The 24,166-nt window shown below is 72.0% G+C and carries 19 protein-coding genes and 1 pseudogene; 10 read left to right on the top strand and 10 right to left on the bottom strand.

Annotated features, from left to right (window positions below; translation table 11 throughout):
- Positions 1 to 19: 19 nt before the first annotated feature.
- Both IG02_RS0121540 and IG02_RS0121535 read right to left on the bottom strand, forming a co-directional pair.
- Positions 20 to 466, bottom strand: coding sequence for a MarR family winged helix-turn-helix transcriptional regulator (locus tag IG02_RS0121540; RefSeq protein WP_030750521.1), 447 nt, complete (start codon positions 464 to 466; stop codon positions 20 to 22).
- Between the two features lie 283 nt (positions 467 to 749).
- Entirely contained in the window at positions 750 to 2,204 is a 1,455-nt protein-coding gene (locus IG02_RS0121535) for an NCS2 family permease (RefSeq protein WP_030750518.1), read from the bottom strand.
- 388 nt (positions 2,205 to 2,592) lie between these two features.
- Between IG02_RS0121535 and IG02_RS0121530 the strand changes: the two genes are divergently transcribed.
- Both IG02_RS0121530 and IG02_RS0121525 read left to right on the top strand, forming a co-directional pair.
- The gene (locus IG02_RS0121530; RefSeq protein ID WP_234314852.1) at positions 2,593 to 2,928 is read left to right on the top strand and encodes a DUF2530 domain-containing protein; all 336 of its coding nucleotides are present in this window, start codon (positions 2,593 to 2,595) and stop codon (positions 2,926 to 2,928) included.
- Positions 2,929 to 3,128: 200 nt separating this feature from the next.
- Complete coding sequence (locus IG02_RS0121525; RefSeq protein WP_234314851.1) at positions 3,129 to 5,774, top strand: HAD-IC family P-type ATPase; 2,646 nt, start codon at positions 3,129 to 3,131, stop codon at positions 5,772 to 5,774.
- Positions 5,775 to 5,865: 91 nt separating this feature from the next.
- Here IG02_RS0121525 and IG02_RS0121520 read toward each other — a convergent pair whose 3' ends face one another.
- A complete protein-coding gene (locus tag IG02_RS0121520; RefSeq protein WP_030750510.1) occupies positions 5,866 to 6,249 on the bottom strand; it encodes a winged helix-turn-helix transcriptional regulator in 384 nt (127 codons plus the stop codon).
- 109 nt (positions 6,250 to 6,358) lie between these two features.
- Here IG02_RS0121520 and IG02_RS0121515 point away from each other — a divergent pair.
- Positions 6,359 to 6,757: pseudogene (locus IG02_RS0121515) on the top strand (RidA family protein); the annotation flags it as partial.
- Between the two features lie 118 nt (positions 6,758 to 6,875).
- Positions 6,876 to 8,102 (top strand): hypothetical protein, encoded by a 1,227-nt coding sequence (locus tag IG02_RS0121510; RefSeq protein WP_030750504.1) that lies wholly within the window; start codon positions 6,876 to 6,878, stop codon positions 8,100 to 8,102.
- A 152-nt stretch (positions 8,103 to 8,254) separates the two neighbouring features.
- On the opposite strand, the gene IG02_RS0121505 is transcribed toward IG02_RS0121510, so the two are convergent.
- Positions 8,255 to 9,136: a DUF5707 domain-containing protein gene (locus IG02_RS0121505; protein ID WP_030750501.1), complete on the bottom strand. Its 882-nt coding sequence runs from the start codon at positions 9,134 to 9,136 to the stop codon at positions 8,255 to 8,257.
- 288 nt (positions 9,137 to 9,424) lie between these two features.
- Positions 9,425 to 12,556: a sacsin N-terminal ATP-binding-like domain-containing protein gene (locus IG02_RS0121500; protein WP_030750498.1), complete on the bottom strand. Its 3,132-nt coding sequence runs from the start codon at positions 12,554 to 12,556 to the stop codon at positions 9,425 to 9,427.
- A 203-nt stretch (positions 12,557 to 12,759) separates the two neighbouring features.
- Between IG02_RS0121500 and nshR the strand changes: the two genes are divergently transcribed.
- Positions 12,760 to 13,563 carry an NshR/TsnR family 23S rRNA methyltransferase gene (gene nshR / locus IG02_RS0121495; RefSeq protein ID WP_030750495.1) on the top strand — a complete coding sequence of 268 codons (804 nt, stop codon included), beginning with the start codon at positions 12,760 to 12,762 and terminating at the stop codon, positions 13,561 to 13,563.
- 163 nt (positions 13,564 to 13,726) lie between these two features.
- Here the strand turns inward: nshR and IG02_RS0121490 are convergent, their stop codons facing one another.
- The 3 genes from IG02_RS0121490 to IG02_RS0121480 all read right to left on the bottom strand — a co-directional run bounded on the left by IG02_RS0121490 (position 13,727) and on the right by IG02_RS0121480 (position 18,041).
- Positions 13,727 to 14,089 (bottom strand): ATP-binding protein, encoded by a 363-nt coding sequence (locus IG02_RS0121490; RefSeq protein WP_324604740.1) that lies wholly within the window; start codon positions 14,087 to 14,089, stop codon positions 13,727 to 13,729.
- 215 nt (positions 14,090 to 14,304) lie between these two features.
- The gene (locus IG02_RS0121485; RefSeq protein WP_030750489.1) at positions 14,305 to 15,525 is read right to left on the bottom strand and encodes a helix-turn-helix domain-containing protein; all 1,221 of its coding nucleotides are present in this window, start codon (positions 15,523 to 15,525) and stop codon (positions 14,305 to 14,307) included.
- 1,532 nt (positions 15,526 to 17,057) lie between these two features.
- Positions 17,058 to 18,041: a DUF3027 domain-containing protein gene (locus IG02_RS0121480; RefSeq protein WP_030750487.1), complete on the bottom strand. Its 984-nt coding sequence runs from the start codon at positions 18,039 to 18,041 to the stop codon at positions 17,058 to 17,060.
- A 463-nt stretch (positions 18,042 to 18,504) separates the two neighbouring features.
- Between IG02_RS0121480 and IG02_RS0121475 the strand changes: the two genes are divergently transcribed.
- The 4 genes from IG02_RS0121475 to IG02_RS0121460 all read left to right on the top strand — a co-directional run bounded on the left by IG02_RS0121475 (position 18,505) and on the right by IG02_RS0121460 (position 22,365).
- A complete protein-coding gene (locus tag IG02_RS0121475; protein WP_030750485.1) occupies positions 18,505 to 19,956 on the top strand; it encodes an MFS transporter in 1,452 nt (483 codons plus the stop codon).
- A gap of 102 nt (positions 19,957 to 20,058) precedes the next feature.
- Positions 20,059 to 20,538: a hypothetical protein gene (locus IG02_RS0121470; RefSeq protein WP_030750483.1), complete on the top strand. Its 480-nt coding sequence runs from the start codon at positions 20,059 to 20,061 to the stop codon at positions 20,536 to 20,538.
- Positions 20,539 to 20,710: 172 nt separating this feature from the next.
- Complete coding sequence (locus IG02_RS0121465; RefSeq protein ID WP_030750481.1) at positions 20,711 to 21,463, top strand: futalosine hydrolase; 753 nt, start codon at positions 20,711 to 20,713, stop codon at positions 21,461 to 21,463.
- Positions 21,460 to 22,365: a 1,4-dihydroxy-6-naphthoate synthase gene (locus tag IG02_RS0121460; RefSeq protein WP_030750478.1), complete on the top strand. Its 906-nt coding sequence runs from the start codon at positions 21,460 to 21,462 to the stop codon at positions 22,363 to 22,365. The genes IG02_RS0121465 and IG02_RS0121460 overlap by 4 nt, the downstream gene beginning before the upstream one ends.
- Positions 22,366 to 22,498: 133 nt before the next feature.
- Here IG02_RS0121460 and IG02_RS43670 read toward each other — a convergent pair whose 3' ends face one another.
- A complete protein-coding gene (locus IG02_RS43670) occupies positions 22,499 to 22,882 on the bottom strand; it encodes a cold-shock protein (RefSeq protein ID WP_030750475.1) in 384 nt (127 codons plus the stop codon).
- Positions 22,883 to 23,058: 176 nt separating this feature from the next.
- On the opposite strand from IG02_RS43670, the gene IG02_RS0121450 reads away from it, so the two are divergent.
- Positions 23,059 to 23,376, top strand: a complete 318-nt coding sequence (locus IG02_RS0121450; RefSeq protein ID WP_030750471.1) for a hypothetical protein — start codon at positions 23,059 to 23,061, stop codon at positions 23,374 to 23,376.
- Here IG02_RS0121450 and IG02_RS0121445 read toward each other — a convergent pair.
- Positions 23,361 to 24,113 carry an HAD family hydrolase gene (locus tag IG02_RS0121445; protein ID WP_199814060.1) on the bottom strand — a complete coding sequence of 251 codons (753 nt, stop codon included), beginning with the start codon at positions 24,111 to 24,113 and terminating at the stop codon, positions 23,361 to 23,363. The two genes, IG02_RS0121450 and IG02_RS0121445, sit on opposite strands and share 16 nt — an antisense overlap.
- Positions 24,114 to 24,166: the final 53 nt, after the last annotated feature.

The following is a 24,166-nucleotide window of genomic DNA, read 5'->3' as shown; positions in this document are numbered from 1 at the left end:
CCTCCTTTAAGCGCGCGGACTACAGGTGGGCGAGCTTCTCCAGAACGGGGGCGGCTGCGCGCAGCTTCGCCCACTCGTCATCGTCCAGGCCCTCGGCAAGGGACGCCAGCCAGGCGTTGCGCTTGCGGCGGCTCTCCTCGAGCATCGCCTCGGCTCGTTCGGTCTGACTGACCACCTTCTGCCGACGGTCGTCGGGATGCGGCTCCAGCCTGACGAGCCCCTTCGCCTCCAGCAGCGCCACGATGCGGGTCATCGACGGCGGCTGTACGTGCTCCCTGCGGGCCAGCTCGCCGGGTGTGGCCGAGCCGCAGCGGGCCAGGGTGCCCAGGACCGACATCTCGGTGGGGCTCAGCGACTCGTCTACGCGCTGGTGCTTCAGTCGCCGGCCCAGCCGCATGACGGCGGAGCGGAGTGCGTTCACGGCGGAGTCGTTCTCGTCGTCTTCACCGTGGGACAGGTCAGGCATGTTTGTTAGCATAACTCATTACCCAACCTAAATACCAGTCGTGGGCGGCCCGCTTCCCCGACGGCCGACGGCCCGCTCCCGGAGCGGCTTCTCCCGCCTTCTCCCGCCGCTCGCGCTCCCCCGCGACGTACCGGAAATCCCGTCACGCGAATCACCCGTAGGAGTGAGGAGACGTCCCCTCGGAGTCCATGGGGGAAACGAAAGGAGCCGAGGCCGGCGCCCACGCGCCCGGCCCCGGCTCCCCCGCGTCGGTCGCAGCCGCCGCGTCGGACCCGCCGCGCCGCTACGTCAGCCCCAGGGCCGGCATCGCGTAGTAGAAGACGAAGACCGCGGACACCACGTACATCGCGGGCGGCACCTCGCGCCCGCGCCCGGCCGCCAGCCGCAGCACGCTGAAGCTGATGAAGCCGATGCCGATGCCGTTGGTGATCGAGTACGTGAACGGCATCATGACCATCGCCAGGAACGCCGGGACCGCGATGGTGAAGTCACTCCAGTCGATCTCCCGTACGGAACCGGCCAGGATCAGGAAGCCGACCGCCAGCAGCGCCGGGGTGGCCGCCTGGGACGGGACCATCGTCGCCAGCGGCGTGAGGAACAGCGCCAGCGAGAACAGCGCGCCCGTCACCACGGACGCCAGGCCCGTCCTGGCGCCCTCGCCGACGCCGGCCGTGGACTCCACGAAGCAGGTGTTGGCCGAGGCCGACCCCGCGCCGCCCGCCGCGACCGCTATGCCGTCGACGAACAGGACCCTGTTGATCCCCGGGAGGTTCCCCCGCTCGTCCATCAGCTTGGCCTCGTCGCCGACGCCGAGGATCGTGCCCATCGCGTCGAAGAAGCACGACAGCAGCACGGTGAAGACGAAGAGGACCCCCGTCAGGACACCGACCTTCTCGAACCCGCCGAAGGGGCTCAGGTGGAGGAACAGCCCGAAGTCGGGGGCGGAGACCGGGTTGCCCGGCCACTTCGGTGTGGTCAGGCCCCAGCTCGGCACCTTCGCGACCGCGTCGATGACCATCGCCACGATCGTCATCGCGACGATCGAGATCAGGATCGCGCCCGGCACCTTGCGGACGATCAGCGCGAGGGTGAGCAGCGAGCCGAGGACGAACACGAGGATCGGCCAGCCGTTCAGATGACCGCCCAGACCGAGCTGGAGCGGCACGGTGGTCTGCGCGGCATCGGGGATGCGGGAGACGAACCCGGAGTCGACGAGGCCGATCAGCATGATGAAGAGGCCGATACCGATCGCGATGCCCTTGCGCAGCCCGCCCGGCACGGCACTCATCACGCGCTCGCGCAGCCCGGTCGCCACCAGCAGCATCACCACGATCCCGGCCAGGAAGACCATGCCCATGGCGTCCGGCCAGCTCATGCGGGGAGCCAGCTGGAGGGCCACGATCGTGTTCACCCCGAGCCCGGCGGCCAGGGCGATCGGCACATTGCCGATGACGCCCATCAGCAGCGTGGAGAAGGCGGCGGTGAGCACGGTCGCGGTGACCAGTTGACCGTTGTCGAGCTGGTGACCGTACATATCCTTCGCGCTTCCGAGGATGATCGGATTCAGCACGATGATGTACGCCATCGCAAAGAAGGTGGCGAATCCGCCGCGCACTTCACGGGCGAACGTGGAGCCTCGCTCCGAGATCTTGAAGAAGCGGTCCAGGGCGCCGTACGGCTGCCCGGGAGTCGGCTGCGGGGCGTCGGAACCGACCGGAGCGGTGGCCGAGGGTGGCATGCGGGACCTCAGTCGTGATGCGGCGGACATGGGGATGCCGGCGGGGGGCGGGTGTCGTCTTGTGATGCGCTGCGCGACGCGTGACCGCGCGCGGTCGTGACCCGGCTGTCATGACCGCGCCGTCATGACCGCGCTGTCACGACTGTGCTGTCACCTGCCGGGCGACTGCAAGACTCGATCAGACTTCGATGCCCATCCGAGTCCGTCCCGGGTCCATCCGGTCCATCCGATGTCCATTGGATGTTCAGACGAACAAAACCGGTCAACAAGAAACCGTTTCAGTATGAACACATAGGACAAAGATCGCTATCTCCGCGCGTAGACCCTTGCGGCGACCGGCCTGCCCACCGTCCTCCGGCGCGTACCGACCCCCACATAGACTGCTGCCATGACCGGTTCACTGATGTCACCCCCGCGGCACGAGGCGCCCGAGCCTCTGGAAGGTCCGGTCGTCGGCACCGTCACGGGCGGCACGATCATCTGGTTCGTGCTCTTCCTGGTACAGCTGCCGTTCTACGGCTGGTACAGCGAGCACGGTCACGCCTGGTGGATCTGGACCTGCCTGGCCGGTGGCGGGCTCGGGCTCATCGGCCTCTGGTACGTACGGGGCCGGGACGCGGCGATCAAGCGGGCGTCGGCGGCCGCGGCGGAGAAGGCGGAGGCGGGCCGCCACGCCGAGGAGTCCGTCAACGGCGCCAACAGCGACGACGCGGCGAAGAGCTGAACCGCCGTCCAAGACCGCGCGGCGCCGCCGTCGTCCCCGACCCGCGTAGCGCCACCGCCGTCCGCGACCGCGCGGCGCCGCCGCCGTCCCCGACCCGCGTAGTGCCACAGGACGATCCTTCCCGTATCCGCTCGTACCCAGGTCTGATCTTCGGGCCGCTCGGCGGGTGAACCCCCGGCCCCGGCCGTACCGTCGAAACCATGACGCAGCGGGCGAAGACCGACGGTGACGGCCCCGAGCCGTACGGTTCGGGGCCGCACGGCCGTGGCTCGCACGGCGGACCCGGCGACACCACCGGCCCCGCCGACGCCACCGATCCCGCCGACGCCACCGATCCCGCCGACGCCACCGATCCCGCCGGACCCGTCCCCCCGCCCGGGCCGTCGGGACCGGCCCGTCGCGGCCCCCTCATCGACGCCGGCGCCGAACTCGACCCCGTACACCCGGTCGAACTCCCGCCGCCCGCCGGCCGGCCCGCCGGGCTGACCGCCGCCGAGGTGGCCGAGCGGGTCGCGCGCGGGGAGGTCAACGACGTTCCCGTACGCAGCAGCCGGTCGGCCCGTGAGATCGCCCGCGCCAACGTCTTCACCCGCTTCAACGCGATCATCGGTGTGCTCTGGGTGATCACGTTCTTCGTCGCGCCCTTCCAGGACACCCTCTTCGGCTTCGTCATCATCGCGAACACCGGGATCGGCATCGTCCAGGAGCTGCGCGCCAAGAAAACGCTCGACTCCCTCGCGGTGATCGGCGAGGCGAGACCGGTCGTGCGGCGGGACGGTGCCGCCACCGCGGTCCCCACCTCCGGCATCGTCCTGGGGGACCTCATCGAGCTGGGCCCCGGCGACAAGGTGGTGGTCGACGGCGAACTGGTGGAGGCCGACGGCATCGAGGTGGACGAGTCGCTGCTGACCGGCGAGGCGGACCCGGTGGTCAAGCGGCCGGGCGATCTGGTGATGTCGGGCAGTTTCGTGGTCGTGGGCAGCGGCTCGTTCCGGGCCACGAAGGTCGGGCGCGACGCGTACGCCGCGCAGCTCGCCGAGGAGGCGTCGCGCTTCACGCTGGTGGGCTCCGAGCTGCGGGGCGGCATCAGCACGATCCTCAAGTACGTGACCTGGATGATGGTCCCGACGGCGCTCGGGCTCATCATCAGCCAGCTCGTCGTCAAACAGACCGACGTCAAGAGTTCGATCGCCAGGACCATCGGCGGCATCGTCCCGATGGTCCCCGAGGGGCTGGTGCTGCTGACGTCCGTGGCGTTCGCCATCGGCGTCATCCGGCTCGGCGGCAAGCAGTGCCTCGTGCAGGAGCTGCCCGCCATCGAAGGGCTCGCGCGCGTCGACGTCGTCTGTCTCGACAAGACGGGCACGCTCACCGAGGCCGGCATGGACGTCCGGGAGCTGCGCCCGCTGGGCGGCGCGGACGAGACGTACGTACGCGGGGTCCTCGGCGCGATCGGGGCGTCGGACCCGCGTCCCAACGCCAGCCTCCAGGCCGTCCTCGACGCGTACGGAGACGACCGCGCGCGCTGGCCGGTGGCGGCCACGCTGCCCTTCTCCTCCGCGCGGAAGTACAGCGGCGCGGCCTTCGAGGAGGCCGAGGGCGCGCCGCCCACGCGCTGGCTGCTGGGCGCGCCGGACGTACTGCTGCCGGACGGCGATCCGGTCCTGCGGGAACTGGACGAGCTGAACGCCCAGGGCCTGCGCGTCCTGCTGCTCGCGACCGCACCCGGGGACCCGGCGGCGGCCGGGGTGGCGGCAAGGGACCTGGCCGCGCCCGAGGTGGCGGCGGGGGCGCGGCCGACGGCGCTGGTCGTCCTGGAGCAGCGGCTGCGCCCCGATGCCTCCGACACCCTCGCGTACTTCGACCGGCAGCAGGTCGCCGCCAAGGTCATCTCCGGCGACAACCCGGTCTCGGTGGGCGCGGTCTCCGCCAAGCTCGGCCTCCCCGGCGCCGAGCGCACGGTCGACGCCCGGCGCCTGCCCGCCGGGCGGGAGGAGCTGGGCGAGGCCATCGAGGCGGGCACGGTCTTCGGCCGGGTCACGCCACGGCAGAAGCGCGACATGGTCGGCGTACTGCAGTCACGCGGGCACACGGTCGCCATGACCGGGGACGGGGTCAATGACGTCCTGGCGCTCAAGGACGCGGACATCGGGGTGGCGATGGGCTCGGGTTCGGAGGCGACCCGGGCGGTGGCGCAGATCGTGCTGCTGAACAACAGCTTCGCGACGCTGCCCTCGGTGGTGGCGGAGGGCCGCCGGGTGATCGGCAACATCACGCGCGTGGCGACGCTGTTCCTGACGAAGACCGTCTACTCGGTCCTGCTGGCGATCCTGGTGGCGTGCTTCCAGGTGGAGTACCCGTTCCTGCCCCGGCACCTGACCCTGCTGTCGACGCTGACGATCGGCATCCCCGCGTTCTTCCTGGCGCTGGCCCCGAACAAGGAACGCGCGCAGCCGCATTTCGTGCGCCGGGTGATGCGTTACGCGGTGCCCGCGGGGATCATCGCGGGCGTCGCGACCTTCGTCACCTACCTGCTGGCGCGCTCCCACTACAGCGGTCCTGATGCCCTGAACGCGGAGACCAGCGTGGCGACGCTCACCCTGTTCCTGGTCTCGATGTGGGTCCTGGCGATCGTGGCCCGGCCGTACACCTGGTGGCGGGTCGGGCTGGTGGCCGCGATGGGCGTGGCGTTCCTGGTGGTGCTGGGTGTGCCGGCGCTCCAGCACTTCTTCGCGCTCAAGCTGGTCGGGACGACGATGCCCTGGGCGGCGGTGGCGATCGCGGTGGTGGCCTCGGCGGGGCTGGAGTACGTCTGGCGGTGGGTGGGGCGGAAGGCGCCGGCGTAGGCAGTCAGGCGGACGAGCGGCCGGAGAGGCGGACCGATGGGCAGCCGGAGAGGCGGACGGACGGCGCGGCCGTCAGGTGCCGGAGCGGCCGTCAGGTGCCGGAGCGGCGGCGCGCTTCCTCGATGTGACCGAGGTACTGGTGGGTCCAGCCGCACATGGCGTCGACCGTGGCGCGCAGGCCCCGGCCCGGCTCGGTGAGGGTGTACTCGACCCGCGGCGGCACGGTGGGGTGCACCTTCCGGTCGACCAGGCCGTTGTGCTCCAGCATGCGCAGGTTCTGGGTGAGCATCTTGTGGCTGATGCCCTCGACCTCGTTCCGCAGCTCGCTGAAGCGCAGGGTGCGCTCCCCGAGCGCCTCGATGATCAGGAACGCCCACTTGTTGGCGACGTCCGAGAAGATCTCCCGCGCCAGGGAGTCCGCGCGCCTCAGGTCCGCGTCCTCGGGGAGGCCCTTGAGCAGTTGTTTGGTCACCATGAGGTTCCTCAGTCACCGAAAAGTGCGTTCTTCCAGGTCAACTGTCACTCTCCTACAGTTTCCGAGTAACCACAAGAGAGCACGAGAGCGACACAGAAGGGCGAGCACCGTGACCACCATCGATGCCTTCCACTACGACGTGCAGGCCGAGAGCGACTTCGGCTATGCGCAGGCGATCAGGTCCGGCGATCTGATCCACGTCTCCGGACAGCTCTCGCTCGACGAGGCGGGCGAGTTCCGTCACGCGGGCGACTTCGCCGCCCAGCTGGAGCGGACCCACGCCAACACGGACAAGATCCTGGACCACTACGGCGCCACCCGGAACCAGGTCGTCTCGCAGACCCTGTACGTGGTGAACCTGCCGCGGAACGCCGCGGCGACGGCGAAGGGCAACCTGGCCTACTTCGGCGACCACCGCCCGGCCGCCACGGTCGTCGGCGTCACCGAGCTGACCTTCCCCGGCCAGGTCGTCGAGATCAGCTTCGTCGTCGACATGAAGCTGCCCGCCCGGACGGAAGAACCCGGCCGATCGGACCGGAAGCATGTCCGATCAGCCGACGCGGAGCAGGAGAACGCGAGCTAGCGTCCTTCTCGGCAGGCAACACCACGGAGGGGAAGGCAACCCGATGGATCAGCGAACGTCCGACCGCGACGCGGGCTTTACCACCGAGTTCGAGAAGGACGTCGCCAAGCTGTTGGTGGAGGCGATGCGCGCGGTGGCCCATCAGGAACGCGAGGACGTCGGTACGGAAAGCGTGCTGTACGCGCTCGTGTCGGGTGAATGGGACGCGGGTTCCGCGATCGCACCCGGAATGAGGGCCTCCGGCTCGCTGGGCGGTTCGATCGGGTGCCGCGGGACATCCGTGTGGGTCAGTGACGACGCGGGTGACGGCACGGCGGGAAGCCCGGACGACGAGCGAGAGATCGACGCCTTCTGGCGGGAGGTCCGGCACGAGGAGGCCAAGAGGCTGCGCTGGAAGAACCGGAAGAAGGAGGACGCGGCGGCGCTGGAGAGCCTCGAACTCCCGCCGATGACCGGCGCGTTGCGGACCTGTCTGCGCAAGGCGCTGGAGGCCGCACGGGAGGAGGGCACCATCGCGGTGCGCGTCCGTCATCTGGCGCGCGCCCTGGTCGAGCTGCCCGATACGCGTGCCCGTGAGGCCATGGTGCTGGAGAAGCTGGATGCCTCGGCTGCCTCGGCCGCGCTCGACGCGTTGCGGGGGAGCGACGAAGCGCCGGAGTCCGGCACGGTGTTCGTGCTGCGCAAGGCGGGGACGTTCGGGAAGAGCGGTAATCCGCTGGCCCGGAAGTTCAGCGCCTGGATATTCGGGGGCGGCGCCGGGTTCGGCTCCGCGGTCGTGAGCGCGGTGCGCGGGGAGGCGTCACGAGGGGCCGTGCGGCGCGGGGCGCCGGAGACGGAGCCCGTCGATGTGCTGCTGGGGATCCTGGCGCTGGACCGGTCGTTGACCGTCGCGGGGCGTGAGCTGCCCGAAAAACTGACGGGAGCGAACCAGGGGGCGGAACTCCTGCGCCGACACGGTGTGCGGCAGGATGCCGTCGCCCGCGTGCTGCTTCCCACCACCGGAGTCGCGGCGGAGGAGCCCCCGGAGGTCGACGGCCCCGCCGACTTCGAACGCCGGCTCCTGCACGTCACACAGTTCACCGCCGCCGCCCAGAACGCGCCCACGGTCGGCACGACCCACCTGCTGGCCGCGCTGCTGGACAAGACCGGGACGAACGCGGAGACCGCGGCGGAGATCGAGCGCGTGCTGACCGAGAGCGGGGCGGACGTCGCCGCGCTGCGGGCGGAGCCGGAGCTCCGGGTCCCGGGCGGAGCGGCACACGCTGCCTGATGCCGTAGCGGGTGCGGCCTCGTCGGCCTCCGGGAACCTTCCGGGCCCGGTGACACCACCCCCAGGTCATCCGTTCGGCAGGGGGCGAAGGTCATGCCGGGCCCGGAGGCCGGCGGCCCTCTCGCAGGACCGCGAAAATCATGACGGGCGGGTCACTTCACGTCGACGAAGTCACCCGTGGCGTTGACCGCCGGGGTGGAGGCCGTCCCGGCGAAGCTCCAGCGCCAGTAGCCGTCCACCGACGCCTTGACGGTCGTCTTGAGGGTGCCGGTGCTGGAGCCCTTGACCGTCTTGACGGTGGTGTACGTGGTGCTGTTCTTCTTGCGGAACTGGAGCTTCACCGACTGCCCCGCGTAGCCCTTGTACGTGCCCGTCTCCCAGTTGGCGCGGGAGAGCTTGCCGGTGACCGTGAGGGTGCCGTTCTTCTTCACCGGCTCCGGGGAGGCGTTGACGTCCAGCTTGGACAGCCGCTGCATACGGATCTTGGTGTACGCGTCCTTCTGGACGAAGTCCCCGTCCTTGGCGATGGCCAGGGCGCCGACCTTCCAGTACGTGGCGTCGCTGTTGAGCAGCCAGGCCGGGTCGACCGTGACGGTCAGCGTGCAGGTGGAGGTGGTGGCACTGGCCGCCTTGCACGTGGCGGTGTCCTCGTTCTGGTCGAACCAGAACGTGTTGTCGTCCGGGTTCTCGAGGCTGGAGCCGATCCACAGGATCGTGGCGGCGTCCGCGATGCCCGAGTCGTCGGACGCGGTGATCGAGATCGTCACCTTCTTGGTGGCCTTGGTGCCCATGACGATGGGCTTGCCGCCGTTCACCACGGCCTTGCTGATCGTCGGGGCCGTGTTCGCCCTGGCGGCGGCGATCCCCTCCGCCCGCGCCTTCGGGGCGGCGGGCCGGTCCTGGGCCGAGAAGCCGAACTGCGGCGCGTCGGCCGGGCGGTCCCGGTGGGAGTCGGCCGCCTGCGCGGCCGGCCCGACGAGAGCGGACAGGGCCAGGGCGCCGGAGACAGCGGCGACAGTGGCGCGAATACGCATGTGTTCCCCAAGTGGAGAAGGGGTCCCGCGGTGCGGCAGCCGCGTGTGCGGGCGCGGCGGGACCCGTCTGGTCTGCGAGTCAGCTGACTCGACAGACCAGACCCGGGGGGCGCGTGAATGGTTGTACACATTTTTGAAGTTGTTGCGAAGATCGCCGGATGTGACGTCAGAAGCGACGCCACGTCCGCACATCACCCGAACGGGGCCGCGGCCGGACGGCACCGCGCGACGCCGTCACCCGGTAACCACCCGCGGCCGGCCGCCCGTCGAACCACGCATCGCCACGCGTCAGTCGAACCAGCGGTTCCGCGCCAGTTCCTCCGTCCGCGACGGGTCCTCCAGCAGCGCCGCCACCTCGAAGCGCCGGGGCCACTGCCCCGCCGCCCATGCCAGGCCCGCCGCCACGCCCTCCAGTGTCGCCGCGTGCAGCACGCCGTCCGGGGTGCGGCGCCAGTCCAGCTCGACACCGCCCGCCAGCAGTTCCTCGTGCTCGACGTACGTGGCGGGCGTGCCGGGGCCCAGCAGGGCGTGGACCGCGGCCGGGACCGTGTGCTCCTCGCCGTCCGAGGTGACCTCCGCGGGGACCGCGTCGCTCAGCCGCCGCACCTGGAGCAGTTCCGCCAACTCGGCCACGCGCGAGGGCGACACGGGCAGCAGCGGCAGCCCGCCCGCCAGCGGCAGCAGGTCCGGGGCGTCCGCGATCAGCGCCTCGCCGGCGTCCACCACCCGTACCCCGCCGTCGACCACCGCGCGCAGTTCGTCGGGCAGGGTGACCTGTTCGGGGTCGAGATCGGCGAGCGCCGTGTACAGCCCGTGCAACTGCCGTTCGGTCACGGTCCGGTCCGGGTCGGCGAGCCGGCCCAGCAGCTCCGCCGCGCCGCCCGGCTCGTCCAGCAGCGCCGCGACCGAGGTCCGTACGCCCAGCGCCCGCAGCACCTGCGCGTCGTCGAAGCCGGTCGCGTCCACGGAGTCGTACAGCCCGGCCAGCAGCGGGTCGCCGCCCTCAGCGCGCAGTCCGGCCGGGCGCCGGCCGTCGAGCACCGGATGGTCGCGCAGCCACCAGGCCGTGTACGGGCGTACGGTCCGCGTCGTGCCGTCGGGGAGCAGGATCCGCACGGGCTGGGTCAGCGCGTCCCGCAGCGGCGGGCGCGCGAGCAGCGCCAGCGCGCGGGGCCAGGCGTCGTCGTCCACGAGGTCCAGGTCCCGTACGGCCACGATCTCGGTGGCGACCGGCGGCACGGGGCTCTCGTCCACCCTGTCCAGCACGTCCTCGCACCAGACGTCGACCGCGTCCAGCAGCCCGACGTCGTCGGGTTCGGCGTAATCGCCGTCGCGCGGCTCCAGTTCGTCGGGGTCCAGGACGACGTCGGTGGCGCGTACGAGCGTGAAGTCCGCCAGCACGCCGCACGCGGCCAGCGGCTGTTCGCCCCAGCGGTCGGCCAGCTCGGCGTCGCAGTACGCCAGTTCACCCTCGCGCACGACGGAGGCGAACGCGCTGCCCGGCAGCAGGAGTTCACCGGCCGGGGCCTGCTCGCCGTCCTCGTCGGTCAGCGCGAGCGCGCCCAGCCACGGCTCGTCGCCCGGCTCCAGGCCCGCGTCCCGTACCAGCGCGAGAACCGTCTCGGCCAGTTCCTCCGGGTCGAGCGCGGACGCGTCCTCGCCGTACCCGCCGCCCTCGTCCCACCTCTCGTCCGCGTCCAGCGAGGCGGCGACCGCGGCCCGCACCTGCGGAGTGGTCAGGACGGCGCGGGGCGTGGCGGGCAGCGCGCCCAGCTTCTCCAGCAGCGGGTGCGCGGCCTCGGGATGGGCGACCTTGAGGCCGAGCCGGGCGAGGTCGGCGGACGACCCGGAGTCCGGCAGGGGCAGCAGGACCTGGCGCGGTCCGATGGTCGTACGGCCACTGGCCAGCGGCACCGGCAGCCCGGACAGCCGGTCGGGGTCGACGCCGGCGAGGGACTCGTACAGCCGCCGCCACCAGGCGGGCGGACGTTCGATGCCCGCGATCCGCTCGATCGCCTCGCCGAGCGGCAGCCGGCCGACGCCGAGCGTGCGCAGCTCGGCCCGGCGCTCGAACCCGGCGGGCAGCAGCGTGGGCAGCACCTCCGCGAGGACGCGTACGGTGTCGGCGCCCGCGCCCTCCACCACCTCGGCCTCGAAGGGGCGCAGCGCGGTCAGTTCCTCGGTGGGCACGGCGGGCGCGAGGAACGCCACCCGGGGCAGCCGCTCCAGCACCGCCGCCCGCAGCCGGCCGTCCAGCTCGCCCTTGCCGAGCGGTCCCGGCACCAGGTCGATGGTGGCGGTGGAGACGGGCTCCCAGGCGCCGAGGAGTCCGGCGTACGCCTCGGCCGCCTGCCCGAGGAGGAAGTCGGTCAGCGGCCCGGGCGCGGGATGGCGCCGGGTGGTGTCCAGCGGCAGCGACGCGATCAGCAGGGCGGGCACGCCGAGGGGCTCGTCGGTGGGGGTGGGCGCGTGGACGACGGGCGCGGTGCGCGGGCGCGCGGGCGCGCCGTCGGCGTCCACGGGGACGGCCCAGGTGACGGCCCAGTGGGGGCGGAGGCGTTCCTCGACGGGGCGGTCCTTCAGGAGCGCGGGGTCGGTGGTGCCGTGGCGACGGGCGACCCGCCAGCGGCGGGGCGCGTCCGCCGCGCTGTCCTCGATACGGACGTACGGGCCGTCCTCGGCGCGGCGCAGGGTGCGGACGGTGTCCGCAGTCTCGACCACGACCTCTTCCAGGCCGGGGAGGGCGAGCAGCAGGGCGTCGTCGATGCCCGCGAGCAGCCGCTCGACCAGGTCCGTCGCCGTGCCGTCGCGCAGCGGCAGGATGACGACGGTGTCGTACCCCTCGGGCGCGGAGCCCTCGGCGGGCAGCGGCAGCCGCAGCAGGGGCACGTGCCCGTCGCGGCGGCGCAGTTCGTCCTCGAGCCCGGGGCTGGTCCCGGCGGCCTGCCGGGTCATTTCGCGGGCCTCGGTGAGGGACCAGCGGACACCGCCGTGCCGGCCGACGACCGCGGGCTCGTCACTGACGGCGAGGACGGCGGCGAACCCGACGCCGAACCGGCCGACGGCGCTCTCGTCGCCCTCGCGCTTGGCCGACGCGCGGAGCGTGCTCAGGGACTCGACCCCGGCGGCGTCGAGGGGCGCGCCGGTGTTGGCGGCCACGAGCACGGCGGGGCTGCCGGGCGCGCCGGGCCCGAGCGTCAGCCGGAGCCGCCCGGGCACCTTGGCGCGGGCGGCGGCGTCGGCGGCGTTCTGGGCGAGCTCGACCACGAGCCGGTCCCGGTACCCGCCGAGCGCGAGGTCCTCCTCGGCGTTGGCGTCCTCCCGGAACCGCGCGGGCGCGGCCCCCCACGCATCCAGCACCCCTCGCCGCAGCCGAGCCGTCCCGAACGGGTCGGCCCCTTCGGTCGTCCTGACGCTCACGCTGTGACTCCGCTCTGTCCGCCCGGTGGTGACCGGCCCTGTCGGGAACCTGCTCCGCGCGTACCCGCTCTGCCGCGTACCCGCTCTGCTCTTGCACGTGCCCCGCTCGTACGCACCCTGCTCGTACGCGCTCGGCACGTGCGGCCCGAAGGTACCGCGATGCGCCGTCCGGTGGGGGACGGGGTGCGCGTAGCATCTCCGGCGTGGCCAGCCCTGACGTCATCACCGAGCGCTCCGATCCCGCCGTACAGCGAATCATCGATGTCACGAAGCATTCGAGGTCCGTCGTCCGGACGGCACTGATCGAGGACGCAGAGCCTCTTCTGCACAGCATCAGTGCCGGAGTGGAGTTCATCGAGGTCTACGGACTGGAGACGGCTCCCCTGCCGGGCGAACTGCTCGCCGCCTGCGCGGAACGAGGTTTTCCGGTCCGTCTGATCGCCTCCTCCGTCGCGAACCAGATCTTCAAGACGGAGAAGAAGCCCAAGGCCTTCGGTATCGCCCGCGTCCCGAAGCCGTCCCGTTTCGCGGACCTGGCGGCCAGGTCCGGTGACGTCATTCTCCTCGACGGCGTGAAGATCGTCGGCAACATCGGTGCCATCGTGCGGACCTCGTTCGCTCTCGGGGCGGCGGGCATCGTGCTCGTGGACAGCGATCTCGTCAGCATCGCGGACCGCCGCCTGGTCAGGGCGAGCCGGGGCTACGTGTTCTCCCTCCCGATCGTCCTCGCGTCGCGGGCCGAGGCGGTCAGCCACTTCGGGAGCGGCGACATGCGGCTCGTGTCCTTCGACATCGACGGGTCGCTCACCATCGGCGACCTCGTCGGCATCGACGAACGGCTCGTCCTCATGTTCGGCAGCGAGAAGACCGGCGCCTCGGACGAGTTCTCCGGCATCTCGACCGAACTGGTGTCGATCCCCATGAACCCCATGGCCGAGTCGCTCAACGTCTCCGTGTCGGCCGGCATCGCCCTGCACGCCCGAGCCCACCGGAACCTCTCCGCGTGACGTGAGCCGAGGGTGCCGGTCACCCGTGCGACGAGTTGGTCGTACGGGCCCGTCGCAACGGATGGTCGTACGTACGTCCCGACGGCGCCCGACCCGAGGGCGCCCGACCCGACGGCGCCCGACCCGAGGGCCACGACGCGCACACGCGCGGCAGGCCACTCGGTCACCGCGCCACCTCTGCCCACACGGTTTTGCCGAACGGCCGGTCGACCACACCCCAGCGCTCCGCCAGCGCGTCGACGATGAACAGCCCACGCCCCCGCTCCCGTTCTCGCGACACGCGCTTGAGCGACGGCCGCCGCCGCACGGGGTCCTGCACCTCGACACGGACGCGGGCGGCCGTGCCACTCAGCCCGACAAGTACGGAGTCACCGGGCTCGGCCCCATACCGAACGGCGTTGGTGACCAGCTCCGACACGACAAGTTCGACGGTGTCCGCCCGATCCGTGCCCAGGTCCGGCAAGTGGTACGCGACGAACTCACGCGCGTAGGCGCGAGCGGCCCGGACGGACTCCGGGGCGCCCATCAGCATGAGCTGAGGCGGAGGCCCCTCCGGAGGCCGACATCCAGGGTTTTCGTACGCGAGGGTGGGCCGAGAACGCGTGCCCCCACGCAAAAGGCGTGGCAGTGACTTCATGAAAGCAGATACGTACTGCGACATGAAAGTTACGTTATGGAGTCGCCTGATTGCGGACCAGCGCCAGGCGGTCCCCGCTCACGGATCACCTAGGACGTCACGTCCTACCTGATCAGACCAAGTCGGTCGGCCAGTCCCAGAACCGCCGCGTCGCGACGAGGCGCGCGTCCGCGTAGCTCCTCGACCAGCCGGCGCGACGTGGAGTGGTACCGCATCCACTCCGGCGCGTCGGCCTCCGCGAGCAGCAGCGCGTTCACGGCCGGGCGGTCCTTGCCGAGGTCGCTGTAGGCCAGGGCCCGGTCCACGTGGAAACGGGCTCGCCAGGTGGGTGGCAGCGAACCAAGTCCGGGAATGGTGCGGGCCGCGCGGACGGCCTCGTCACTCTTCTCCATCTCCACCAGGAAATTGACCCGGGCGACGCCCGCGTTCGTCGGACCGAACGGCGTTGCGTGGACGAGGCGGTCCTCGCCCATGCTTTCGGCAGCCCCCGTCGCCAGCCGCAGCAACTCCGTCACAGTGTCGTGCTTCTCCTGCCGCACAGCGGCCGTCGCCGCCCGCAGCAGCAGAACGCCCCACAGCGCGAGCGCCTTAGGCTCCGAGCGGAACCCCGGCTCGATCCGCTCCGCCCGGGCAAGAGCCACGTGCTCGGCATCCGCCAACCGCCCCTGTTTGGTGAGCACCCACGCGAGGGTCGACGCGGCCAGCGTCTCCAGATCCGGCTCGTCACACCGCCGAATCGCGACGAGTGAACGCTCCATCGCTGTGAATGCCGCGTCTTCCTTGCCCAGCGCGGTCAACGTCGTCGCCGCCACTTGGTATGCCACGGCGAGCACGGAGTTGGCCGCCGCCCCCGCACTGCCCGTGTACGCGTGGGCCGCAACCCGCGCGTCCCGGATGAGCGAAGGGAGCAGCACACCGATCTCGCCGATGCGGCCTTCGCGGCGGACGGTCTCGGTCGACCGGAGGGCGGCGCGCAGATCTTCGATGCTCGGTGGTTCCTCGGGATCGGCTTCGCCGTCGAGCAGGTCGGTCACCGGAGACACGGCTTGCCGCAGTGCGAGCACGGACGGCAGGCCCTCGTTCGCCGCATCGTCCGCCTCGAAGGTACTGGGCTGCCCCACGAGATGACTGGGTTCGGTGTCCAATGCGGCAGCCAAGGCGTTGATGCTGGACAACCGGGCCGTCTTACGCCGCCCCTGTTCCAACTTGCGCACCACATCGACGGAGAGCCCGGCGCGCTCGGCCAACTGCTCCTGCGTCATGCCCCGTCGCAGTCTCAGCTCCGCGACGCGGTCACCCATGCCCGATTCAAATGCCTCGCTCATGGTCAATCCTCCGCGTCATCCTCCGCCAGGAGGCCGGTACTTCACCGTACTCCGGAGCGCGGGAGCCCCTTGCCACGTCGGCCGGAGACGCGTAGTTCGTACGGGCCTCCCATGGTGCCCGTGGCGTCCCGGCCGCGTCCGGGCGGCCTTTTGCGTCGTGCGTTGCGGAAGGCGCCTGAATCCGGGCAAGAGGCTTGGCAGCGCTTTGGCAACAAGCCCTTGCCACGCCGGCCCGGGTCGGGGGATTCCACGACCCGGTGGTCCGAGACCTACTGCCGCGCAGCCTGAAATGCCTTGAGGACCCTGGGAAACCACCCTCCCCAACCCTCCCCCCTGCCCCTCACTCGCACGGGTGAAGATGGCAACATCCGGTCAAGGCGGGGCACTTCGTGAGGTTACGGTTACGGTCGAGCGACACCACCCACGACCCCGCAAACGCAGACGGCCCCCGGCCGGGAGTGAAGATCCCGATCGAGGGCCTGACCACCAAGGAAGAGCAAGAGGCTTCCCCATGGCTGTGCAGCAGCTTAACGCGCCCACGCGCTCACAATCCGGCGTTCCCGCGCCTGGTTCGCCCGTTCCCGCGACAGGCGTGACACACGTCCGACACCGGCACGTCGAGCGGTTCACCGTCGTCGGCAACCACCTCACCCAGCACCGCGAGCTGTCCCTCACCGCGATCGGTCTCGGCGTTCACATCCAGTCGCTGCCCGATGGCGCGAAGATCGGGATCAAGGCCCTCGCCGAGCGGTTCGCCGAAGGCGAGATCCGGATCGCCGCCGCATTACGGGAGTTGGAGCGCCACGGCTATCTCGACCGCGAGCGGGTACGTACGGCGAGCGGCCACTGGGTGACGCGCACCGTGGCGTACGACGCCCCGCCCGGCCTCGTTCCCGAGCGGAGGGGCAAGCCCCCGGCCAGGCCGTCGGGCACCCCGACGCCGCCTCCGTCCCTGCGACCGGCACATGCGGCCGAGCGCCCCGTACCACCCGCCGTACCCGAGCAGACACCGTCGCCCCGGCCAGCACCCCTGCCGCCGCCCCTGCCCGAACCCGACCGCCCCGAGCCCGCACGCCACCGCGCCGCCACCGAACTCCTCGCGGGGCTCCGCCGCCACGACGCGCGCCTGCTGCTCTCCGCCCGCGATGTCGCCCGCCTCGCGCCCGCCGTATCGGCGTGGCTGGAGCGGGACATCGAGCCCGAAGCCGTGCGGCGCACCCTCACCTCACTCCTGCCACAGGACCCGATCCGCCATCCCGCGGCGCTCCTGACCCACCGGCTCACCGAGCTGCTACCGCCGCCCCTCCCCGCGGCCCCCGCCGCGCCACGCGTCCACCCGCTCCGCAACTGCGACAGCTGCGACCGCGCCTTCCGCTCGGAGGGGCCGGAGGACTGCCCCGGCTGCCGAAAGGCGTCGATGTGCGGCTCCGCCGCGCGGGCAAACCGAGCACGGTCGACCGTCGACAGGGCCCGCGGCCGGAGGCCGCTGATGGGTACAGCAAGCGCCCCGGAAGCGAACCGAGCCCCGAATATTACGAGTGGCCCAGTTCCTCCGACTCCTCGTCCGCCTCCGACGACACCGATCCGCTGTCCGCCGCCGGCCGCAGCGGGAACTCGTCCGCCGCCATCGAGTCCAGCACCGGCGGCGCGGGGCGCAGGGGCTTCGGCATGACCGCGGCCTCCGAGTGGCCGCCGCAGCCGTACGAGAGCGAGACCACCCGGCCGTCCGCCGGGGAGAACTCGTTCGCGCAGACGCCGAACGCCTGCTTGAGCGAGCCCGCCAGCGGGAGCAGGAAGCCGCAGGAGACGCAGGGCGCCGGGGCCGCCTGGGCCATGGGGGTCTTCGAGCCGAACGACTCGTCCCAGCGGTCCGCCGCCACGTGCAGGCCGTACCGCGACAGCACCCGCGCCCGGCGCATGCCGAGTTCCTCGGCCACGGAGGCGATCGCCCCGCGCGCGGCGCCGGGGGGCGCCTGTTCCCCGGCCGCGCCGTCGGTCGCCTCCTCGGCCGTCGCCTCGGATACCGGGCCGGCCATGGCCGCGGCCGACGGCTCCGGCTCCAGTTCCGCCTCCGGAACGGTCTCCGCCAGCACCGGCAGCGCCGCGTTCGGCGGCGGCTCGTCCGCGCCCGTGTAGCCCGGCTCCAGCCTGAGGTCGTCCGCCTCCGTCGGCAGCAGGTCCCCCGGGCCCATGTCGCCCGGCCGCAGGCGCTCGCTCCACGGCACCCACTCGGGCGCGCGCAGCGAGTCCGGGCCCGGCAGCAGGACCGTCTCGTCGAGGGTGACGATCTTCGCGCGGGACGCGCGCGCGACCGTCACCGCCCAGCGCCAGCCCCGGTAGCCCGGCTCCTTGCACTCGAAGAAGTGGGTGACGACCCGGTCGCCCTCCGCCATCATCGAGACGTGTTCCCCGACGACCCCTGGCGCGGCCGCCTCCTCGGCGGCCGACCTGGCGAGGTCTACCGCCTCGGCGCACAGGCGGTCAGGGGTACGGCTTCGCGTCGTCGCAGCACTCACAGGTCTCGCTTCTCTCTACGCGTCTCACGGGTGCGCCGGCCGATGCGCGATGCACGGGCGGTGGGCGGAGCGGACCTAGGGGCCGCATCGACGTCCACGCCCGATCACGCCTCGGGCACACCTGCCGTTATCCATTCTGCGGGATGACGAAGAGGCGCGCGGCCGAGTACAACCGCCGGTGGCGCGCTACGCACGCTACCCCGTCTCTCGTCCCCCGCCCACCTGCGTACCGTCTTTCCCGCACTTCGGCCGCCACCGCAACAAGCCCGTGACCCCGCCGAAACCGGGGCCACGCCCGCACGGAACCGGGCGCCGCCTCTGCCGAAACCGGGGCCCCGCCCCTGCCGGAACCCGGGCCGGACCCGGACCGGAACCCCGCTCGGCGCCGGCTCCCGCGATTCCCGACGGCCGCGTCACGGCCGGGATCGGTTCGCACCACCCGTCACTGGGGCACTATGACGAGGTGGCAGCCGTAAGGTCGTCCGGCTCGGGCGGCCCGCTCCGCGGGACGGGGCGGGCCGTCGGCCGTGCCCTGCGTTTTCCGTTCGCGGCCGCCGGCAGAGGCATCCGCAGAGCCACCCACGCGCACGGGGCGGGTGAGACCGGGCTCGGCAAGTTGATCGAGCTGCACGCCGTGAACGGCGCGGGCGATGTCATGATCACGGTCGCGCTCGCCTCCACGGTCTTCTTCTCCGTGCCGACGGACGAGGCGCGCGGCCGGGTGGCGCTCTACCTCGCCGTCACGATGGCCCCGTTCACCCTTCTCGCCCCCGTCGTCGGCCCGCTCCTCGACCGCCTCCCGCACGGCCGCCGCGCGGCCATGGCCGGGACGATGCTGATCCGGGCCCTCCTCGCGCTCGTGATGTCGGGCGCGGTGGCGACCGGCGAACTGGAGCTCTACCCGGCCGCGCTCGGCGTGCTGGTCGCGTCGAAGGCGTACGGCGTGGTCCGCAGCGCGGTCGTCCCGCGGCTGCTGCCGCCGCGCTTCTCGCTCGTACGGGCGAACTCCCGCGTCACGCTCTCCGGGCTGCTCGCCACCGGCGCGGCGGCCCCGGTCGGCGCGTTGCTGCACCAGCTCGGGCCGCCCTGGCCGCTGTACGGGGCATGTGTGATCTTCGTCGCCGGCGCGTTCCTGGCGTTCTCGATGCCGCACGTCGTCGACTCGGCGAAGGGCGAGCGCAAGGCACGGCTCGTCCCGCCCGGGGAGTGGGGCACAGAGCCGGAGCGGGAGCGGAACGAACGAGAGGGGCGGGGCAAACGCTTCGGCCGTGCGCGGGACAAGGAGCGCACCGGCGAGAGGCGCAGCGGTGAGAGGCGCCCCGGCCTGCGCACCGTCGGCCCGTCCGTGCTGCACGGCCTCCAGGCGAACACCTCGCACCGCGCCCTCTCCGGATTCCTGATCTTCTTCCTGGCGTTCTTCCTCCGCGAGCACCCGCTCGCCGGTCAGAACGCGGTCGTCTCCATCGGGATCGTCGGAGTCGCGGCCGGTGCCGGCAACGCGCTCGGCACGGCCGTCGGCGCCTGGCTCAAGGCGCGCGGCCCCGAGCTGATCATCGCCACGATGCTCGGTATCGCGCTCGGTACGGCGGTCCTCGCGGCGCTGTTCTTCGGGAGCGTGATGCTGGCCGTCCTGTGCGCCGTGGCGGGGCTGTCGCAGGCGCTGTCGAAGCTGTCGCTGGACGCGATGATCCAACGGGACGTGCCCGAAGAGGTGCGGACCTCCGCCTTCGCCCGCTCCGAGACGCTGCTCCAGATGTCCTGGGTGGTGGGCGGCGCGATCGGTATCGCGCTGCCGCTGAACGCCGTGCTGGGCATGTCCGTCGCCGCGGGCATCATCGCGACCGCGGCCCTGCTGTCGGTACGGGGACTGCTCGGCGCGGCCCGCCGCGGCGCACCGCACGCCCGCGTGGCCTGAAGGCGCCGGCCCGGTTCGCGCGGCCCCGCCGGGCCCCCGTCCACCGACGGCTCGCCGTACCCCCTCGTTCCGTGCGCACGGACGACCGATAGCCTTCGGCTCATGACCGCTGCGTTCTTCTCCGCCAAGGGCCGCCGGGCCGGTGCCGCTCTCGGCGCGCTGTCCGCCGGACTCCTCGTCCTCACCGCCTGTGAAAAGCCGACGCCGCTCGCGACCGTGACGGTCAACAGCGACTCGGTCAACACCGAGGCCACCTGCTACAACGACGGCAAGGCGATCAAGGAGAACGAGATCCAGCCCTGCCTGAACAAGAAGGCGGAGAAGACCATCACCGTCGCGATCGACGACAAGGTCCGCTTCGGAGTGGACCCCGAGCTCGCGGAGAACGGCTGGACGCTCTTCATCAACGGCCAGCAGGCCGAGCAGGAGCCGTACAAGAAGACGTACCGCACCATCCCCGCCAGCGCCTTCTTCACCAGCCAGACCGGCCAGACCTCGAACACCACCCAGGTCAGCATCGTGGAGACCAGCGGCAAGAAGCTCACGGGCATCTGGCACTTCGAGTTCAAGAAGGACTCCTGACGGAACTCCGGACGGAACTCCTGACGCGACCGGAGCCGACCCCGCCGGCACCGGAGCCGACCCGTCCGGTACCGGAGCCGCCCCGTCCGGCACCGATTCCGATTCCGAACCCGGCGTCGGTACCGGCGCCGACGGCGACCGCCCGGCCCTCGGGCACCCTGGAGGTCACGCCATGCGCGTGCTCGTCGTGACGGCGGTGGCGGCGGAGGCGAACGCCGTCGTCGCGGGCCTCGGCCGCTACTCGCCCGCCGGTGTCCGGGAGCTGACCGGCGGCTACGAGGTGACCACGCACGCCCAGTACACGCCCCGGCCGTCGTCCGTGCAGATACCGGTCGTGGACGTCCTGGTCGGCGGGGCCGGTCCGGCGGCGGCGGCCGCCGCCACGGCCACGGCGCTCGCGACGTCGCCGTACGACCCGCCGTACCACCTGGTGCTCTCCACCGGGATCGGCGGCGGCTTCACACAGCACACCGCGCTCGGGACGGTCGTCCTGTCGGACGAGATCGTCGCGGCGGACCTGGGCGCCGACACCCCGGACGGTTTCCTGCCCATCGCGGAGCTGGGCTTCGGCCGGGGCGTGCACCGTCCGCCCCCGGAGCTGACGGCCCGGATGGCGAAACTCCTGCTCGCCGACCCGCACCTGCACGCGGTCCACGCGCCGGTCCTCACCGTGTCCACGGTGACCGGCACGGCCGCCCGCGCGACCGAACTGAGCGCGCGCCATCCGCGCGCCGCCGCCGAGGCGATGGAGGGCTTCGGCGTGGCCGAGGCCGCCGCCGCCCATTTGGTACCGTGCGCCGAGATCCGGGCGGTCTCCAACGCCATCGGCCCCCGGGACCGCGCGTCCTGGCAGATCGGCCGGGCGCTGGACGCGCTGCGGTACGCGTTCACGCTGCTCACCCCCGTATTCGAGGAGCCTTCATGACCTCGCCGACCTCACCGGACCCGCTGCGCATCGCGCACTCTCCTTGCCCGAACGACACCTTCGTCTTCGATGCCTGGACGCACGGCCGGGTGCCCGGCGCCCCCGGCGTCGAGGTCACCTTCGCGGACATCGACATCACCAACGGCATGGCGGAACGCGGCGAGTTGGACATCCTGAAGGTGTCGTACGCCGTGCTGCCCTGGGTCCTCGACGAGTACGCCCTGCTGCCCTGCGGCGGCGCGCTGGGCCGGGGCTGCGGCCCGCTCGTCCTGACGAAGGAGCCGGGCGCGTCCCTCACCGGCACGTCCCCGGCCGACGCGTCCCCGACCGGCGCGTCCCTCACCGGCCGGACCGTCGCCGTGCCGAGCGAGCGCTCCACGGCCTACCTGCTGTTCCGGCTGTGGGCGGCGGAGGTCGTGCCGGGCGGGGTGGGCGAGGTCGTCGTCATGCCCTTCCACGAGATCATGCCGGCGGTACGGGACGGGAAGGTGGACGCCGGACTGGTCATCCACGAGGCACGCTTCACGTACCAGAACTACGGCCTGCACCGCCTCGCCGACCTCGGTGAGCACTGGGAGTCCACGACGGGCCTGCCGATCCCGCTGGGAGCGATCATCGCGAAGCGCTCGCTGGGCGACGCGACGCTCCGGCGGCTCGCCGAGTCGATCCGTACGTCGGTCCGGCTGGCCTGGGACGATCCGGAGGCCTCGCGGGCGTACGTCCTGGAGCACTCCCAGGAGATGGACCCGTCGGTCGCCGACCAGCACATCGGGCTGTACGTCAACGAGTTCACGGCGGACCTGGGCGAGGACGGTTACGCGGCGGTCCGGGGGCTGCTCACGCGCGCGGCGGCCGAGGGGCTCGTACCGCCCCTCGGCCAGGACGCGTTGCGTTTCGTCTGATCCGAGCCCGAGCCGTGCCGGGTCGGTCGGGTCGCGTCGGGTCGGTGTTCCCGTGTCTGCCGTACGTACGAGTCGTGCGTACGAGTCGTGCGTACGAAACGAACACGGGCGGGCGGCCGGCCGGACGACAGGCCTACACGTCGAGCTGGTCCGCCACCGCCCTGAGCAGGCCGGCGATCTTCGCTCCCTGGGCCTTGTCGGGATAGCGCCCGCGCTCCAGCATCGGCGTGACGTTCTCCAGCAGCGTCGTCAGGTCCTGGACGATCGAGGCCAGTTCGTCGGGCTTGCGGCGCTGGGCCGCCGCGACCGACGGGGCCGGGTCGAGGAGCGTCACCGACAGCGCCTGGTCACCGCGTTGTCCCGCGACGACACCGAACTCCACGCGCTGGCCTGGCTTGAGGGCGTCGACTCCGGCAGGGAGGACCGACGAGTGCACGAAGACGTCGCCGCCGTCGTCACGGGAGAGGAAGCCGAAGCCCTTCTCACCGTTGAACCACTTGACTTTGCCGGTAGGCACGTCTGTCCTCGCCCTCGTACTCGTCGGTGCGCTGGCGCGCACAAAAACGGCTCTGGATAGCACTACAGCGGGTCGACCGACCCGCCACCACCAAGGCTAATGGTCCAGGGCGTGGTGACAAGACGTCGCCGTCCGGTTCCTGTCCGCTGCTGTCGGCAGGGAACTACCCTGGTGGCGTGACTGATACTCCTGATCCCCGCGCCACGGCGGACGCGACGAAGGACGATCCGGGCCCCGGTGACGGGCTGGTGCGGATCGGCGCGATCGTGTTCATCGTCGGTGCCGTGGCCACTCTGGTCACCGTCGCGCCGCTGTTCCTCGGCTCGCGGCCGTTCCCGACCGTCGCGTACCTCGTCTCCATGCTGATGGGGGTGGGCTTCCTGGTCGCGGGCGCGGGCGTGCTGCGGTCCGTCGGGGCGCAGCGCAGGCGGGCGAAGGCGAGTCGGGCGGCGGGACAGGGCACGAGCCGGGCCGCTGGTCAGACCGCGACGTAGCCGTCGAGCCAGGCCGGGAACGCCGTCAGGTCCGGCAGGACCACATCGGCTCCGGCCGCCCGCAGTTCCTCCGCGTCGCACGGGCCCGTCGGCACCGCGACCGAGAGCGCCCCGGCCGTCCGTGCCCCGCGCACGTCGCCGGTGTGGTCACCCACGTACACCGTCGCCCCGTGCTCGCGCAGCGCGCCGCCCTTCGCCTCCGCCCACAGCCATCCGACGACCGCGTCCGGCTCGATGCCGAGGTGGCTGAGGTGGAGCTTGGCGTTCGGCTCGTGCTTGGCGGTGACGACGACCGCCCGGCCGCCGAGCGCCTGGACGGCGGCTATCGCCTCCCGTGCGCCCGGCAGGGCGAGGGTCGGCGCGATGGCGAATGTGGGATAGATCTCCCGGTAGCGGTCGCTCATGGCGGCGATGCGCTCCTCGGGGAACCAGTGCGCCAACTCCACTTCCAGCGGCGGTCCGAGCCGGGTCACCGCGAGGTCGGCGTCGATGTGCGTCCCGGTCTCGGCGGAGAGTGCCCGGTAGGCGGCGTGGATGCCGGGCCGTGAGTCGATCAGGGTCATGTCGAGGTCGAAGCCGACCGTGGGGGCGGGGCGGGACCCGCTCGCCACGTGGAATGCCTGGGGCGCCAGGGGTACCTGCGATTCCGGGGGTATCTGCGGTACCAGGGGCACCTGGGATGTCTGGGGCGCCGGGGAGACCGGGCTTGAGGGGGCCGAAGAAGACATGGTGGCCATTGTGCCCGGATGACATCGCATCCAGGCCGCTGGCCGGATTCGACCGGTGCGTA

The organism is Streptomyces sp. NRRL F-5135, assembly GCF_000719775.1.
Classification (GTDB): domain Bacteria; phylum Actinomycetota; class Actinomycetes; order Streptomycetales; family Streptomycetaceae; genus Streptomyces; species Streptomyces hebeiensis.
Note: the sequence above shows the minus strand (reverse complement) of the source record. Positions and strands in the feature narration are given on the sequence as shown.